This window comes from Serratia sp. FDAARGOS_506 (genome assembly GCF_003812745.1).
Classification (GTDB): domain Bacteria; phylum Pseudomonadota; class Gammaproteobacteria; order Enterobacterales; family Enterobacteriaceae; genus Serratia.
In genome coordinates, this window is sequence record NZ_CP033831.1 from 3,944,410 (window position 1) to 3,960,049 (window position 15,640).

The 15,640-nt window shown below is 61.5% G+C and carries 13 protein-coding genes and 3 pseudogenes; 10 read left to right on the forward strand and 6 right to left on the reverse strand.

The genetic code is table 11. The features are described 5' to 3' along the window. The first annotated feature begins 161 nt into the window (after positions 1–161). Complete coding sequence (locus EGY12_RS19125; RefSeq protein WP_123895012.1) at positions 162–1,595, forward strand: NAD-dependent succinate-semialdehyde dehydrogenase; 1,434 nt, start codon at positions 162–164, stop codon at positions 1,593–1,595. An 832-nt stretch (positions 1,596–2,427) separates the two neighbouring features. Here the strand turns inward: EGY12_RS19125 and EGY12_RS23490 are convergent. Next, positions 2,428–2,547: pseudogene (locus EGY12_RS23490) on the reverse strand (alpha/beta hydrolase); the annotation flags it as partial. Further along, a pseudogene (locus EGY12_RS19135) lies at positions 2,543–2,884 on the reverse strand (alpha/beta fold hydrolase); the annotation flags it as partial. The pseudogenes EGY12_RS19135 and EGY12_RS23490, both read right to left, overlap by 5 nt. Between EGY12_RS19135 and EGY12_RS19140 the strand changes: the two are divergent. Next, positions 2,879–3,139: pseudogene (locus EGY12_RS19140) on the forward strand (TetR/AcrR family transcriptional regulator); the annotation flags it as partial. The pseudogenes EGY12_RS19135 and EGY12_RS19140 sit on opposite strands and share 6 nt — an antisense overlap. Here the strand turns inward: EGY12_RS19140 and EGY12_RS19145 are convergent. After that, entirely contained in the window at positions 3,136–3,438 is a 303-nt protein-coding gene (locus tag EGY12_RS19145) for a cupin domain-containing protein (protein ID WP_123895013.1), read from the reverse strand. The pseudogene EGY12_RS19140 and the gene EGY12_RS19145 overlap by 4 nt on opposite strands. Positions 3,439–3,532: 94 nt before the next feature. Next, positions 3,533–5,413 carry a potassium transporter Kup gene (locus tag EGY12_RS19150; protein WP_123895014.1) on the reverse strand — a complete coding sequence of 627 codons (1,881 nt, stop codon included), beginning with the start codon at positions 5,411–5,413 and terminating at the stop codon, positions 3,533–3,535. A 239-nt stretch (positions 5,414–5,652) separates the two neighbouring features. Between EGY12_RS19150 and EGY12_RS19155 the strand changes: the two genes are divergently transcribed. The 4 genes from EGY12_RS19155 (at position 5,653) to EGY12_RS19170 (ending at position 9,704) form a co-directional block, all read left to right on the forward strand. Beyond that, positions 5,653–7,392: an ABC transporter permease subunit gene (locus EGY12_RS19155; protein WP_123895015.1), complete on the forward strand. Its 1,740-nt coding sequence runs from the start codon at positions 5,653–5,655 to the stop codon at positions 7,390–7,392. Between the two features lie 12 nt (positions 7,393–7,404). Beyond that, complete coding sequence (locus tag EGY12_RS19160) at positions 7,405–8,724, forward strand: AAA-associated domain-containing protein (RefSeq protein ID WP_123895016.1); 1,320 nt, start codon at positions 7,405–7,407, stop codon at positions 8,722–8,724. Between the two features lie 95 nt (positions 8,725–8,819). Beyond that, positions 8,820–9,167 carry a helix-turn-helix transcriptional regulator gene (locus tag EGY12_RS19165; RefSeq protein ID WP_123895017.1) on the forward strand — a complete coding sequence of 116 codons (348 nt, stop codon included), beginning with the start codon at positions 8,820–8,822 and terminating at the stop codon, positions 9,165–9,167. A 3-nt stretch (positions 9,168–9,170) separates the two neighbouring features. Further along, entirely contained in the window at positions 9,171–9,704 is a 534-nt protein-coding gene (locus EGY12_RS19170; protein WP_123895018.1) for an SRPBCC family protein, read from the forward strand. Here EGY12_RS19170 and EGY12_RS19175 read toward each other — a convergent pair whose 3' ends face one another. Further along, the gene (locus EGY12_RS19175) at positions 9,705–10,733 is read right to left on the reverse strand and encodes a transporter (protein ID WP_123895019.1); all 1,029 of its coding nucleotides are present in this window, start codon (positions 10,731–10,733) and stop codon (positions 9,705–9,707) included. It abuts the gene before it with no gap. A 186-nt stretch (positions 10,734–10,919) separates the two neighbouring features. On the opposite strand from EGY12_RS19175, the gene EGY12_RS19180 reads away from it, so the two are divergent. After that, positions 10,920–12,530 carry an inorganic phosphate transporter gene (locus EGY12_RS19180; protein WP_123895020.1) on the forward strand — a complete coding sequence of 537 codons (1,611 nt, stop codon included), beginning with the start codon at positions 10,920–10,922 and terminating at the stop codon, positions 12,528–12,530. A 26-nt stretch (positions 12,531–12,556) separates the two neighbouring features. Further along, complete coding sequence (ppk2, locus tag EGY12_RS19185; protein ID WP_123895021.1) at positions 12,557–13,471, forward strand: polyphosphate kinase 2; 915 nt, start codon at positions 12,557–12,559, stop codon at positions 13,469–13,471. Positions 13,472–13,503: 32 nt separating this feature from the next. On the opposite strand, the gene EGY12_RS19190 is transcribed toward ppk2, so the two are convergent. Continuing rightward, positions 13,504–14,091, reverse strand: a complete 588-nt coding sequence (locus EGY12_RS19190; RefSeq protein WP_123895022.1) for a hypothetical protein — start codon at positions 14,089–14,091, stop codon at positions 13,504–13,506. Positions 14,092–14,261: 170 nt separating this feature from the next. On the opposite strand from EGY12_RS19190, the gene nudI reads away from it, so the two are divergent. Both nudI and pbpG read left to right on the forward strand, forming a co-directional pair. After that, positions 14,262–14,687: a nucleoside triphosphatase NudI gene (gene nudI, locus EGY12_RS19195; protein WP_123895023.1), complete on the forward strand. Its 426-nt coding sequence runs from the start codon at positions 14,262–14,264 to the stop codon at positions 14,685–14,687. Positions 14,688–14,780: 93 nt separating this feature from the next. Further along, entirely contained in the window at positions 14,781–15,617 is an 837-nt protein-coding gene (pbpG, locus tag EGY12_RS19200) for a D-alanyl-D-alanine endopeptidase (protein ID WP_123895024.1), read from the forward strand. The last annotated feature ends 23 nt before the right edge of the window (positions 15,618–15,640 follow it).

The window sequence follows — 15,640 nt, forward strand, 5'->3', positions numbered from 1 at the left end:
ATAGCCAAAACATCGCCGGTTGAGTAGCCGCCCTGGCGCTTTCGTGCCCCTCGCCTGGACGATCGCCGCCATTCGGCGTAGGGTAAAGGTCCCTGTCCCTTTCAGGCGCGCCGCATCGCGAAGCTCATCGGCCCCTGACACTCCGCAAACAAGAGGCAACAATGTATCCGGATACTCAACTGTATATCGATGGACAATGGCGCAACGCGCTGGCCGGGAAAACCCTGCCGGTCACCAACCCCGCCACCGACGAGATAATCGGTCAAGTGGCGCACGCCGCCACAGAGGATCTCGATCTGGCGCTGGCCGCCACCGAGCGCGGATTTAACGTCTGGCGCGACACTGCCGCGCATCAGCGCGCCAACCTGATGCGCAAAGCGGCGGCGCTGCTGCGCGAACGCGCCAACGCCATCGCCGCCGTCATGACGCAGGAACAGGGCAAACCGGTGGCGCAGGCCAAAATCGAAATTCTCAACGCCGCCGACGTCATCGACTGGTTCGCCGGCGAAGCCACCCGTACCTACGGGCAGATCATCCCGTCCCGCGCCCGCGACGTGCAGCAGCAAACCCTCAAGCTGCCGGTCGGCCCGGTGGCCGCCTTCACGCCGTGGAACTTCCCGATCAACCAGATCGTGCGCAAGCTGTCCGCCGCGCTGGCGGCGGGGTGTTCCATCATCGTCAAAGGCCCGGAAGAAACGCCGGCCTCGCCGGCTGAGCTGATCAAAGCCTTCGCCGACGCTGGGATCCCGGCCGGGGTGATCGCGCTGGTGTACGGCACCCCGGCGGAAATCTCGGAATACCTGATCCCGCATCCGACCATTCGCAAGATCTCCTTCACCGGCTCCACCCGCGTGGGCAAGCATCTGGCGGCGTTGGCCGGCCAGCATATGAAAAAGGCCACCATGGAGCTGGGCGGCCACGCGCCGGTGCTGATCTTCGACGACGCCGATCTCGACGCGGCGGCCAAAGAGCTGGCGCAGTCCAAGTTCCGCAACGCCGGCCAGGTCTGTATCGCCCCGACCCGCTTCCTGATCCAGCAAGGCGTTTATGAGGCCTTCGTGGAGAAATTCACCGCCGCCGTGCGTGAGCTCAAGCTCGGCAACGGGCTGGAAGATGGCGTGACCATGGGGCCGATGGTGCTGGGCCGCAGCGTCGACAATATCGAGGCGCTGGTGCAGGACGCCATCGCCCACGGGGCGAAAGCCTGCACCGGCGGCAAGCGCGTGGCGGGCAAAGGCAACTTCTTCGAGCCGACGGTGCTGCGTGACGTGCCGCTGAGCGCGCGTGCCATGTCGGAAGAGCCGTTTGGTCCGGTCGCCCTGCTACGCCCGTTCGCCACCTATGACGAGGCGATCGCCGAAGCCAACCGCCTGCCGTACGGGCTGGCTGCCTACGCTTACAGCCGCAACATCGCCACCGTCAATGCGCTGGGGCGCGACGTGGAGAGCGGCATGCTGAGCATCAACCACATCGGTTTCGGCCTGCCGGAAACGCCGTTTGGCGGCGTGAAAGACTCCGGTCACGGCACCGAAGGCGGCAGCGAAGCGATCGAGTCCTACCTGGAAACCCGCTTCGTCACCGTCGCCGGCCGTTAATCGCGCGTCGGATGAATAGCCAAAAGCCCCGCAGTGCGGGTAATGCTGGTCAGTTAGCGTTTTTCTGAACGTATTTGTGCAGTTTTCGGTCGATAAAAGCGAGATGTCCCATGTGGCTCCTGCACCTCGACCGAGCCAGGGGCCGAAGGCGCGGCCCCTGGCAACCCGCGCCTTTGCCCTATCAGACGGTTGGCTTTGCCAACTTTACTCAGCCCATCCCTGGGCCTCGCCCCTTCGGGGCCGCTGCAAGCAGCGTTCAAATCTGCTCCAGGCAGATTTGTCCTCTCTCCGCCATAGCGCATTGAGGCCGGTTGCGACAGGCGTCCCTGCCTGTCTCACCTGAAACCGCCGTCCATGGCGGTTTCTCCTAATGCGCTATGCTTGCGTTCGGCGTCTTCAAGGGCGCCTTACACTGTGCTCATCTCCAACTTCTCTTCTCTGCCATAACCTCATAAAGGACGGGTTGCCCGGTAGCCACCAGCTCGGGTGTTGACCTTTGGCGCGCATCACCGGCTGCCGAGCAAGACGGCATTGTCAGGGGCAACCGGCCAGGGAAGGCCGGTTGAGGCGAGACTAACAGGGACGTTTGTCGCATCCGACCCGCCCGACAATGCAGACGCGGCGAGGGTATCCGCAAAGCGGACAGACGGTGTTAAGCAAGGGCGCGGGTGGAGGGGCCGCGCCTTCGGCCCCTCCAATTGCCGTTCATTGTAGTAACAGAGAAATTCTGGGCATTTACGGCAATTCATCCTGCACGCCACGTACAGAGACTGAATAAAAAAATGCCAGTCAGGCTTAAGTGACCAGCATTACGCAGTACGGGGCTTTTTTTTTACTCGCGAGCCAGTTCGAACTGCCGCCGCGCCGCCGGGGTCAGCCCCAGCATGTGAATGCAGGCATGCACCATGCCCGGCAACCGTTCGCAGCGCACCGGCACGCCCGCCTCGCGCAGCCACCCGATCGCGCCGATAGGACCAGCGATTGAAGATATAGCCAAGATATTCCCGCTCACGCCCCTGGATCAGGGGCTCCGGCAAATCCGCCAGCTGGTTGAACATGAAATGCCACAGGAAGATGTTCTCCTCCGGCGCGACGAAAATCGGCGGCGCCAGCCCGGGGATCACCTCCTCTGTCAGCACCAGACGTTCCACCGCCTGCGGGAAATCGCTCGCCATGGCGTAACCGATCCACATGCCAATGTCGTGGCCAACCAGTTGGTAACGTTCATGGCCCAGCTGCGCCATCATCGCGTGCAACACCGCACCAATGCTGCCGGTGTCGTAGCCGCCAGCGTCAGTGCGGAGAACGACGGGCTCAAAACCTGGCTGGCTGAGCATCGGTTGCAGCGCACCCAGCAGATCGTCGAACGGCTGCGGCAGGCGGTGCAAGCCGGCGAACTGCCGGCCGGCACCGACGCCGACAGCCTGGGGGACTTTTTCGCCGTCTTCCTGCACGGCCTGTCGATTCAGGCGCGTGACGGCGTCACTGAAACGCGACTATTGGCGGCGGTAAAGGTGGCGCTCACCGCCCTGGGCGACGCTTAATCTTCCGGCAGATCGAAAATCACCAGCGTGCCTTCGCTGCCCGGCAACACGCGGTGCGGCACGCCGGCCGTGGCCTGATACAGCTGGCCGGCCTGCACCACAATCGTTTCCCCCGCCACCTGCAGCCGCAGCTGCCCGCGGATCACCAGCAGCCCTTCGCTGTAATCATGCACTTCATCCGCAATGCTGCGCTCATCCATGCGCAGCACTTTGATATTGGCCGCACCGACGCGGCCCAGCACGGTAGAACGCCAGGCCTCAGGCAGTTCGGCCGCCTGCAGGTTTAAATCGAACAGCATCGGTATTCCCTGTAGTTATCGAACGTAGCGGCACTCTACGCCGACTGCGGCCGGCGTGGAAAGAATCCCGGGTTGTAGCTTATGCCCGCCAGGCCTATACCGGCACCCGGCGGCTGATCTCCACCACCTGATCGCTGGGCAGGTAATAATAATCCGTGACGTGCATACCGTTGCGCACCATCAGCGCGAACAGGTTGCGCTGCCAGGACGGCAACCGGTCGTTCGCCTCGCGGCGCACCACGGTTTCATGGCCGAGATAATAAGTGGCCTCGTCGAAGTTCAGGCCGCATTTTTGCGCCTCGACGTGCAGCAGCAGATGCGGGATGTTCGGCCGCTCCATAAAGCCGTAGCTGGCCACGCCGCACCAAAACCCCGGCGCCAGTTCGCGCATCACCAGGCGTTCGGCATTAGATACCCGCGGTTCATTGACGATGGCAATGGTCAGCGCCAGCACGTTTGCATGCAACGAACCGTTGCGTTTGACGTGCCATTTCATTACCGGCGGTGTGCCTTGCAGGCTGCGGGTGAGAAATACCGCGGTGCCCGGCACGCGCGGCACGGATTCACGCTGGATTTTCGCCAGGAAATCCGCTATCGGCACCGTCGTTTCACCGAGGGTACGCGCGGCCGCCAGCACCCCGCGATGCCAGATCAGCATCACGGTATAGACCGCGGCGGCCAGCAGCAGCGGGATGTAACCGCCCTGCAACACCTTGGTCAGGTTGGCCGTCAGGAAGCTCAGATCGACCACGAAGAAACACCCCGCCACCAACAGGCTGGCGGCCAGCCCCCAGCGCCACACCTCGCGCATCGCCACGAACAGCAAGCCGGTGGTCATGATCATGGTCAGCGAGACGGCGATGCCGTAGGCGGCGGCCAAATTGTCCGAGGATTTGAAGAACACCGTCAGAAACAGCGTCACCACCATCAGCAGCCAGTTGATGGCGCCGATATAGATCTGCCCGTAGCTTTCCTCGGTGGTTTGTTTAACCCGCAGCCGCGGCAGCCACCCCAGCTGGATTGCCTGTCGGGTCATGGAAAACGCGCCGCTGATGATCGCCTGGCTGGCGATGATCGTCGCCAGCGTGGCCAGGATCACCAACGGGATCAGCAGCGCCGGCGGGCACAGGCGGAAGAAGATGTTTTGCGTGACGTCGGCGCCGCTCAGGATCAGCGCGGCCTGGCCGGCGTAGTTAAGCAACAGGCTGGGAAAAACGATGCCGAACCAGGCCAGCCAAATCGGCCGTTTGCCGAAGTGCCCCATGTCGGCGTACAGCGCTTCGGCGCCGGTGACGCACAGAAACACGCCGCCCAGCACCAGGAAGCTGGTCAACCCGTTGGAGAACAGGAAATGAATGCCGTACAGCGGGTTCAGCGCCAGTAGCACCGCCGGATGCTGGATAATGCCCCACATGCCCAGCGCAGCGATCGACAGAAACCACAGCGCCATGATCGGCCCGAACACGCGGCCGATGCGTGCGGTACCCAACGGCTGAATGGCGAACAGACTGAGCAAAATCACCACCGCCGCCGGCAGAATATAAGGTTGCGACGCCGGCAGCACGATGTTCAGCCCCTCGAGGGCGGAGAGCACCGAGATAGCCGGCGTGATGGCGCCGTCGCCGTAGATCAACGCCGCACCGAACAGGCCGGCGAACAGCACCAGCGGCCGGGATTTCCGCCTGCTGACCAGCAGCGACATCAGCGCCATGATGCCGCCCTCGCCGCGGTTGCCGATGCGCATGGCGAACATGGCGTATTTGAGCGAGGTGACAATTACCAGCGTCCAGAAAATCAGCGACAGCAGGCCAAGGATCACCGGTGCCGACGGCGCATCGCCGGAGAGAAACAGCACGGTTTTCAGGGTGTACAACGGGCTGGTGCCGATATCGCCGAACACCACGCCCAAAGCACCCAGCGCCAACGGCGCCAGGCCGGTCTTGTTCGAGGTTTCCGTATCATTGCCGACAGACATCTGCTTGCTCCTTAGCGTTGCACTGCGAATTGGAATTATTGTCACTTTATTGCCGCCGCGCCACTCGCTCGGCAGGATAAGCATAACTTAACCGTCATCTTCACAGGTTACAGTATCGCCCGTTTGCGGCACAGAAACCGCCGCCGGTGAGCAACGGTTTAGAATCGCCCGCGCCGGATGGTCTATAGTCCTTATGCGATTGTCACTTTCTTGTTTGCGCCCGCCGTGGGAGAAGTGAAATGAACGTCCGGCTCAACACCCATGTTTCCGCCCGGCGCCTGCTGCCCAATGGCTGGGACGTCATCGCCTTTCCGCTGATCATCGGCCTGATCGCCATGATGGCCATTGGCCTGCACCAAACCCTGCAACCGATCGTCACGCTGAAAACGCAGGCGATATCGCTCGATCCCGTCAACCTGCCGGAATACGCCCTGCGCACCACGCTGCGCATGCTGGTGGCGATGGTGGCCGCGCTGGCGTTTTCGCTGGTCTACGGTACTCTGGCAGCCAAGAGCCGACGCGCCGAAAAGGTGCTGGTGCCGATCCTCGACATCCTGCAGTCGGTGCCGGTACTCGGCTACATTTCCTTCACCGTCACCTTTTTCATCGCGCTGTTCCCCGGCCGGGTGCTGGGGGTCGAGCTGGCGGCGATGTTCGCCATCTTCACCAGCCAGGCGTGGAATATGACCTTCAGCTTCTACCAGTCGCTGCGCACCGTGCCGCGCGATCTGCAAGAAGTGGCGCGCGGATTTCACCTTAGCCCGTGGCAGCGTTTCTGGAAGCTGGATGCGCCGTTCGCCATGCCGGGACTGATCTGGAACATGATGATGTCGATGTCCGGCGGCTGGTTCTTTATCGTGGCATCGGAAGCGATCACCGTCGGCAACAACACCTTTACGCTGCCGGGCATCGGCGCGTATCTCGCGCAGGCGATCCTCAGCAAGGATCTGCAGGCGATCGGCTGGGTGCTGCTCGCCATGACGGCGGTGATCCTGGCCTACGATCAGCTGCTGTTCCGGCCATTGGTGGCATGGGCGGACAAATTCCGCATGGAAACCACCCGCTCGGCGAGCGCCCCTACTTCCTGGCTGTTGAACCTGATGCGCCGCACACGCCTGATCCACCTGCTGCTGACGCCGCTGGGCGCGCTGCTGGCCAAAACCGCGCGCCTGAAACTGAGCCTGCCCACCCGGCCGTTACGCCGCGGCAATAGCGCCCAACGGCAGCGGCGTTCGCGCATGATCGATCGGGGTTGGAGCGCCATCGTCATCCTGCTGACGCTGGCGATCGCCTGGCGCGTCATTCTCTATGTACAGACCGGCGTGACGCTCAATGACGTGGGCCATGTGATGCTGCTGGGGCTGATCACGCTGCTGCGCGTGGCGGCGCTTATCGCCCTGTCGTCGCTGATCTGGGTGCCGCTCGGCGTGCTGATCGGCTTGCGCCCGGCGCTGGCCGGGAAGATCCAGCCGATCGCCCAATTTCTGGCCGCGTTTCCGGCCAACCTGCTGTTCCCGGTGTTCGTCATCACCATCGTCCACTTCCGGCTGAACCCCGATATCTGGCTGTCGCCGCTGATCGTGTTGGGCACCCAGTGGTACATCTTGTTCAACGTGGTGGCGGGCGCCACCGCGTTGCCCAACGACTATCGCGAGGCCGCCGACAATTTTCACATTCGCGGTTGGCAATGGTGGCGCCAGGTGATGCTGCCGGGCATCTTCCCCTATTACATCACCGGCGCCATCACCGCATCGGGCGGCGCCTGGAACGCCAGCATCGTGGCGGAGTTCGTGCAATGGGGAAGCACCCAGGTGAAGGCGCACGGGCTGGGTGCCTATATCGCCGAAACCACCGCCGCCGGCGATTTCCCCAAGATCATTTTGGGCATTGCCGTGATGTCACTGTTCGTTACGCTGTTCAACCGTCTGTTGTGGCGACCGCTTTACGCCTACGCCGAATCCCGCTTCCGCATCGATTAAGGAGCCGTTCAGATGTCAGACCTTCACCTAACGCAGGCGACGCACTCGCCCGGCGAGGAAATTTTAGCGGTCAACGCGGTCAGCCATGGCTATGACAAGGCACACGGCGAGCTGTTGATCCTCGACGGGGTCAATCTGTCGCTGCGCGCGGGCGAGATCGTCGGGTTACTGGGCCGCTCCGGCTCGGGAAAATCGACGCTGCTGCGCATCATCGCCGGCCTGGTTACCCCCACCGCCGGGGCGGTGAACTACCTGGGACAGCCCTTGAGCGGCCCCGCCAAAGGCGTCGCCATGGTGTTTCAAACCTTCGCACTGTTCCCCTGGCTGACGGTGCTGCAAAACGTTGAGGCCGGGCTCGAGGCGCTGGGCGTCGCCCCTGCCGAACGGCGCGAGCGGGCGCTGGCGGCCATCGATCTTATCGGCCTGGACGGTTTTGAAAACGCCTACCCGCGCGAGCTATCCGGCGGCATGCGCCAGCGCGTAGGCTTCGCACGCGCTTTGGTGGTGGATCCGACGCTGCTGCTGATGGATGAGCCGTTCTCGGCGCTGGATGTATTGACCGCCGAAACGCTGCGTACCGATTTGCTGGATCTGTGGACCGAGGGACGAATGCCGATCAAATCGGTGCTGATCGTCACGCACAACATCGAGGAAGCGGTCTTCATGTGCGATCGCATCCTGCTGCTCTCCTCCAACCCCGGCCGGGTAATCGCCGAAATCAAGGTGCCGTTCAGCCACCCGCGCAACCGGCTGGATCCGCAGTTCCGCCGCCTGGTGGACGACGTGTACGCCAAGATGACCGCCCGCCCGACCGATGGCAACGTCAAAAAGGGGCTGAAGCTCGGCACCCGGCTGCCGCACGTTTCCACCAACCTGATCGCCGGCCTGATCGAAACCCTGGCCGCCGCGCCCTATTTCGGCCGCGCCGACATGCCGGAGATCGCCCTCTCGCTGCATCTGGAGGTCGATGAGCTGTTCCCCATCGCCGAAGTGCTGCAGTCGCTGGGCTTCGCCGACGTACGCGAGGGCGACATCTTCCTGACGCCACCGGCGCGCGCCTTCGCCGACGGCGACGTTCAGGCACGCAAAGTGCTGTTCGCGGAGCATCTGCTGCGCTATGTGCCGCTGGCTGCGCTGATTAAAAACGTGTTGGACGAACGGCCGGGACATCGCGCGCCACGCGTGCGTTTCGAGCAAGAACTGGAGGATTCGCTGTCGGACAGCGCCGCCAAAGAGACGCTGGATACGGTCATCAACTGGGGCCGTTACGGCGAAATCTTCTCCTACAACGATCAAACGGCGTTCTTCAGCCTGGAGGACGTCGAGTTTTAACCCGCAAAGCCCGCCCTGGCGGGCGTGTGTGCCGTGGAGCAAAAATATTCAACAAAACGGTTGAATATTAGCCCGCCTGTTCTATATTCAACCATATGGTTGAATTATCTTCCTCACAGCTGGACGCCATTTTTCATGCGCTGGCCGATCCGACCCGCCGCTCGATGTTGCGCGCGCTGGCCGGCGGTGAACGCAGCATCGGCGAACTGGCCGCGCCGTTGCAGATGTCGTTTGCCGGCGCCTCCAAGCACGTGAAAGCACTGGAACATGCGGGCCTGGTGCAACGCACCGTGCAAGGAAGAAACCATATCTGCCGGCTCGAACCCGAGCCTATGGCGCAGGCCATGCAATGGCTGCAAACCTATGAACATTTCTGGACTGAACGGCTGGCTGCGCTCGAACAAGCGCTGCTGCAGCCTGAACAGCTTCCTCCCAAGGAGTGAACCATGAATGATTACGGCATGATTATCGAACCCGGCACGCTGCGCATCCAGCGGCTGCTGCCCGGCCCCATCGAGCGGGTATGGGCTTACCTGACCGAATCCGACAAGCGCGCCACCTGGCTGGCGGCCGGCGCCATGAAGTTGGAAAACGGTGCGCCGCTGGAGCTGGAGTTTCGCAACTCCGATCTGGCGGGCGAGCACGAACAGCCGCCGGCCAAGTACAAACAGCATGGCGGCTGCGTCAGCAACCGCGGCCACATCACCTGCCTGTTCCCGCCGCGCCTGTTGAGCTTTACCTGGGCCGAGCAGGATCAGGGCCGCCCTTCCGAGGTGACCTTCGAGCTGACGGAACAGGGAGATGCCGTACTGCTGACGGTGACCCACCGTCGCTTGGCCAACCGCGACGAGATGCTCAGCGTCGCCGGCGGCTGGCACACCCATCTGGATATTCTGCTGGATCGCCTGCACGATCGGGCGCCGCAGCCTTTCTGGAGCACCCATGCCCGGTTGGAAGAAGAGTACCGCGCCCGCCTGTAATTACGTCTCATCCCTGCGCCTGAACGCCAGATAACCGGCGACCAGCGTAAAACTGCCGACCAGCAACACCAGCAGGATAAAACCGTGGTGATTGCTGGCCAGCGGGATCCCCCCAACGTTCATGCCGAAGAAACCGGCGACGATATTGATCGGCAATGCCAGCACGGTGATCACCGTCAGCGTGTAGAGCGTGCGGTTATTCTGCTCCATCAACTTGGCGCCCAACTCCTCTTGCAGCAGCCGGATGCGTTCGGTCAGGCTGGCGAGATCGTTCAACACCACGGTGAACTCTTCGGTAAACTGTCGAAGATCCTGCACCACTTCGCGGCTCAGCCAGGTCGGCGGCCGGTTCAAGAGGCGAAACAGCGCGGCCGGCTCGGGCGCCAACAGGCGCTGAAAGCGTAATAACATGCGGCGCATGCGTCCCAGCTCGGCACGGTTGCGTTTGACGCGGCTGGTCAGCAGGCGATCCTCAATGGTATCGACATACTGGTTGGCCTGCCGCACCACCTGTTCCAGCACGTCCTCCTGCTCTTCCAGCAGATGTGCCAGCAGTTCGGTGGATGAGGCCAGCTGCAGCGCCGTCAGGCGGCCGAGCAGCCGTTCAATGAGCCGCACCGGTTTGTGCCGCACGGTGACTACCAGCCCTCGGCAGCAATAGAGCCACAGCGTCGCCGTCTCCGGGTTGCTTTCCTCGGGGTGGAAGATCACGTCGTTGAGCACCGCGAACAGATCGTCGCCCTGGCGCTCGATGCGCGTGGTGTGGGAGCCGTGGCGAATTTCGTGAAAGAAAAAATCGGAAATGGCGAAATGGTTTTTCAGCCACTTCTCCGCCGCCGCGTGGTTCAGATTAAGGTGTAGCCAGATAAAACCGTCGCCGGGCGGCAATGCCTGGTAGGCCTGGCAAATCTGCTGCGAGTTCAGGCGCGCCGGCGGCTCACCGGAACGAAACACATGGCCGTAGATCAGCCCGGTCACTTCATCGTCAAAATCCAGTTTGTGCATCTTTTCCGCTAACCGTTGCACCATAACGCCTTATCCCGCCTATTGCCGTTAACTCAAGACCGTTCCCGCTGTTATAGCAATCTTTATTTATCGGCGTTAATGATTTTCACCGTTCGCGATGATTAATATTTTCGTCATAAAAAAGCCACATTAATTCAGAATACTTTTCAGGCGACAGCTACCGCATTCAACCCTCTCAGGAAGGTCATTATGAGCGATAACAGCGCCGTTCAAACGGGCGTACCGGCCGCATCCAGCCTGCCCAAGCTGCATCAAAAGAACAGTCGACTCACTGTTCTTTTTTTTGTGTTTTTATTAATTCTGGGGATCGCCTTCGCCGGAGTGAATTTATTTAACGACGTCAACGACGCCGGTGCCGTTTACACCAGCTACATTCCATTTTTATTATTGGGGCTGGCGCTGCTGATCGCGCTGGGCTTTGAATTCGTCAACGGTTTCCACGACACCGCCAATGCGGTGGCGACGGTGATTTACACCCACTCACTGTCGCCGATGGTCGCCGTGGTATGGTCAGGTTTCTTCAACTTTCTCGGCGTGTTGCTTTCCAGCGGCGTGGTGGCCTTCGGCATCATTTCACTGCTGCCGGTCGAGCTGATCCTGCAGGCCGGCACCGGCAACGGCTTCGCCATGGTGTACGCCCTGCTGTTCTCCGCCATCATCTGGAACCTTGGCACCTGGTGGCTCGGGCTGCCCGCCTCGTCATCGCATACGCTGATCGGCTCGATTATCGGCGTCGGCGTGGCCAACGCGCTGATCCACGGCCGCACCGGCACCAGCGGCGTGGACTGGGGCCAGGCGATCAAGGTGGGTTATGCTCTGCTGCTGTCGCCGGTGATCGGCTTCGTTTTCGCCGGCCTGCTGCTGCTGGCGCTGAAACTGTTCGTCAAGAACCGCCAGCTGTACAGTGCTCCCAAAGGCAATACTCCGCCACCGCTGTGGATCCGCGGACTGCTGATCCTCACCTGTACCGGCGTTTCCTTCGCCCACGGCTCCAACGACGGTCAGAAAGGCATGGGTCTTATCATGCTGATCCTGGTGGGCACCATGCCGATCGCTTACGCCCTGAACCGCTCGATGCCGCCGGAGCAAATTCCCCGGGTGGCCGCGCTGGCGGAGGTCACCAAAAACGCGCTGCTGCGCCAGTTCCCGCTCGGCGGCCAAACGCCGCCGCGCGAGGTGCTGACCGGCTATGTGCGCACCAGCGAACTGACGCCGGAAGTCGTACCCGCGTTGGCGCAACTGACCGGCGCGATCGGCGATCAAATCCGGCAATACGGCTCGGTCGATAAGATCCCGGCGCAGGCGGTGTCCAACACCCGCAACGACATGTATCTGGCGTCCGAGACCATCAAGCACCTGAAGGCGGAGCATCAGCTGCAGATCAATCCCGACGCGCAGCGCAACCTCGACGCACTGAAGGGAGAACTCGACAGCGCCACCCGCTTCATTCCCTTCTGGGTGAAAGTGGTGGTGGCGATTGCGCTGGGGCTCGGCACCATGGTCGGCTGGCGCCGCATCGTGGTGACGGTGGGCGAAAAGATCGGTAAATCGCACCTGACCTACGCCCAGGGCGCCAGTGCCGAACTGGTAGCGATGACCACCATCGGCGCGGCCGATGCCTTCGGCTTGCCGGTTTCGACCACCCACGTACTGTCGTCCGGCATCGCCGGCACCATGGCGGCCAACCGCTCTGGCCTGCAGATGGCCACCCTGCGCAATCTGCTGATGGCCTGGGTGCTGACGCTGCCGGCCTCGGTGCTGCTGTCGGCGGTGCTGTACTGGATATTCAACCATTTCTAATACCGGGCTGACACGGAGAACATCTGATGACCATGCATGAAGTCAACCGCGACGACGGTTTCAACCAGCGCCTGCTGCAAGAGTTTTACGACAGCTACGACGAAGAGCTGGAAATGGAGCTGGACGACCTGCGCTTCGACGCGGCGGAAGTGGACAGCGACCAGAAAAAGGCCTGGCGCAAGCAATACTTCCGCGAGCTGCTGCGCCTGCAGGGCGAACTGGTGAAGCTGCAGGATTGGGTGATGCGTACCGGCCACCGGCTGGTGATCATCTTCGAAGGCCGCGACGCCGCCGGCAAGGGCGGCGTGATCAAGCGCATCACCCAGCGCCTCAACCCGCGTACCTGCCGCGTGGCGGCGCTGCCGGCGCCGAACGATCGCGAACGCACCCAGTGGTATTTTCAGCGCTATATCGCGCATTTGCCCGCCGCCGGCGAAATGGTGCTATTCGACCGCAGCTGGTATAACCGCGCCGGTGTGGAGCGCGTGATGGGATTTTGCAACGACGACGAGTACGAAGAGTTTTTCCGCAGCGTGCCGGAATTCGAAAAAATGCTGACGCGCAGCGGCATTCAAATCGTCAAATATTGGTTCTCGATCACCGATGAGGAGCAGGAGCTGCGTTTCCTCAGCCGCATTCACGATCCGCTTAAACAGTGGAAGCTCAGCCCGATGGATTTGGAAAGCCGCCGCCGCTGGGAAGACTACACCGAGGCCAAAGAGATCATGTTAGCGCGCACTAACATTTCCGAGGCCCCCTGGTGGGTGGTTCAGGGCGTCGACAAGAAAAAGGCCCGGCTGAACTGCATCACCCATTTGCTGCAACAGGTGCCTTATGAGGAAGCCGAAGGCAACGTCATCACGCTGCCGCAGCGCAAACGCAGTCCGGAATATCACCGTAGCCCGGTGCCGGACAATATGGTGGTGCCGGAAATCTACTGACGCCGACGCAGAGGCGCACCGCGCCTCTGTTTTCACCATGCCAACAGACGATCCAGCGCCGCCATCGTCCCTTTACGGCCGTTAAACGCCGCCCGATACCAGACCGTGTCATGTGCAGTGATCAGCCGCTCGCTGACCCAGCTTTGCCGGGCCACTTCGCGCAAAGCGCACGTACCGTCGACGGATCTGTAAACCAGCCAGGCGCCAAACAATGCACCGGCCGAGGCGATCCACGGATTAACCACCGCCGCCAGCTGCGCGATCAACAGCAGCAACAGCGCCATCTGCAGCACCGCTTTCCCGGCAAAAGCGCGCAGAAAAAAGGTCCGCATCTGATTTTCCAAGGCAAAACAGGGATTGGTTAACACCTGACGGGTCTCCCGTACCGGAATACCCTGCACATAGACCATCCACTGTGAAGCCAGCCGGGGATTCATCGCCAAGCCCTTTTCCACCAGCTGATGCAGCCGCATCGAAACGGCGACCGGCCAGACGACCCCGAACAGCAGGCAGTAAAAAATCGCCGCATTGACGCCACACAGCCCCAATCCGATTGCGGCCAGCACCGCCAGCAGAGCCTTGCCGGAGTAAAACCAAAACGGCACCACCTGATAATTCATAAAGTTCCCTCTTAAGTGAATTTGCGGCCCTGCCAGATTACCCCCATATCAAGGTGTTAAGCATTGGGGAAACAAAAAAATTTTGCTGTCGCGCAGAACGCGATCCGGCTGTCTGTTCTGCGCCGCCAAACCTGCTACCCTGCAGGTTTGTTTTTTGACAGGAGTCTTCCATGCGCCAACGCATCATTGTCTGCCCGCTGATTGAAAACGATAACGCCTTCCTGTTGTGCAAGATGGCCGCGCACAAAGGCGTATTCCCCGGCCAGTGGGCGCTGTCCGGCGGCGGCGTCGAGCCGGGTGAGCAAATAGAACAGGCGCTGCGACGCGAAGTGCGCGAAGAGCTGGGTGCCGCGCTGATCCTCGACAGCATCACACCCTGGACCTTCCGCGACGACGTACGCATCAAAACCTACGCCGACGGCAGCCGCGAGCAAATCTATATGATTTACCTGATTTTCGACTGCCGTGCCGCCAACCGCGACGTGACGATCAACGACGAGTTTGACGACTACGCCTGGGTGCCGCGCGAGCGTCTGGGGGACTATGATTTGAACGAGGCCACCCGCTTCACGCTGCGACAAAAGGGATTGTTGTAACAGTTTGAGCAATTATCGCCCTATTTCCTTCACATTTGCCGGGCAGACTCTTTTGATATTTTTTAATCGCTTAGGGTCACTATTGCCGCCGTTATGCTTTTATCTCACGCTTTTCTCCGTCTGCCTGCCCGGCGCTTCGGCGACGCCTTCCTGTTCAGCCTGTTGTTCGTTTTGGCGCCCGTGCATGCCGCTGCGCCGCCGCTGGTGCTGAATGCCAAATCGGCGCTGGTCGTCAATCAACGCACCGGAAAAACGCTCTATCAGAAGCAGCCGAACCGCGTACTGCCGATCGCCTCACTCACCAAGCTGATGACCGCCATGGTCGCCCTGGACAGCAAACGCCCGATGGGCAGCAAGCTTAAAGTCACCGCCGCCGATCGCGATCTGTTGAAAAAAACCCATTCACGCCTGACCATCGGCTCGGTGCTCAGCCGCCGCGACATGCTGCACATCGCCCTGATGTCTTCGGAGAATCGCGCCGCCGCGGCGCTGAGCCGCAGCTATCCCGGCGGGCGCAAGGCCTTCGTGGCGAAAATGAATCAGAAGGCGCGCGCCATCGGCATGAAACGCACCCGCTTCTACGATCCGACCGGGCTGACGCCGCGCAATGTGGCGACCGCCAACGATCTGCTGAAAATGGTCAATCACGCCTATCGCTATCAATCGATTCGCCGCTTCAGCACCGACAAGCAGCAGATCGTGCGCCCCGGTCGCGGCCAATTGGTCTACCGCAGCTCCAACGGTCTAATCAACAACCCCGCCTGGAAGATCCAACTGCAGAAAACCGGCTTTACCGACGAGGCCGGTCACTGCCTGGTGATGCGCACCACCATCAAAGGGCAGCCGGTGGTGATGATCCTGCTTGGCGCGCAGCCGCGCTACGGTCACTACCGGGACGCCATGCGTCTGAAAGCTTGGCTCGAGGGATAACATCACGGCACTTTACCGTTCTG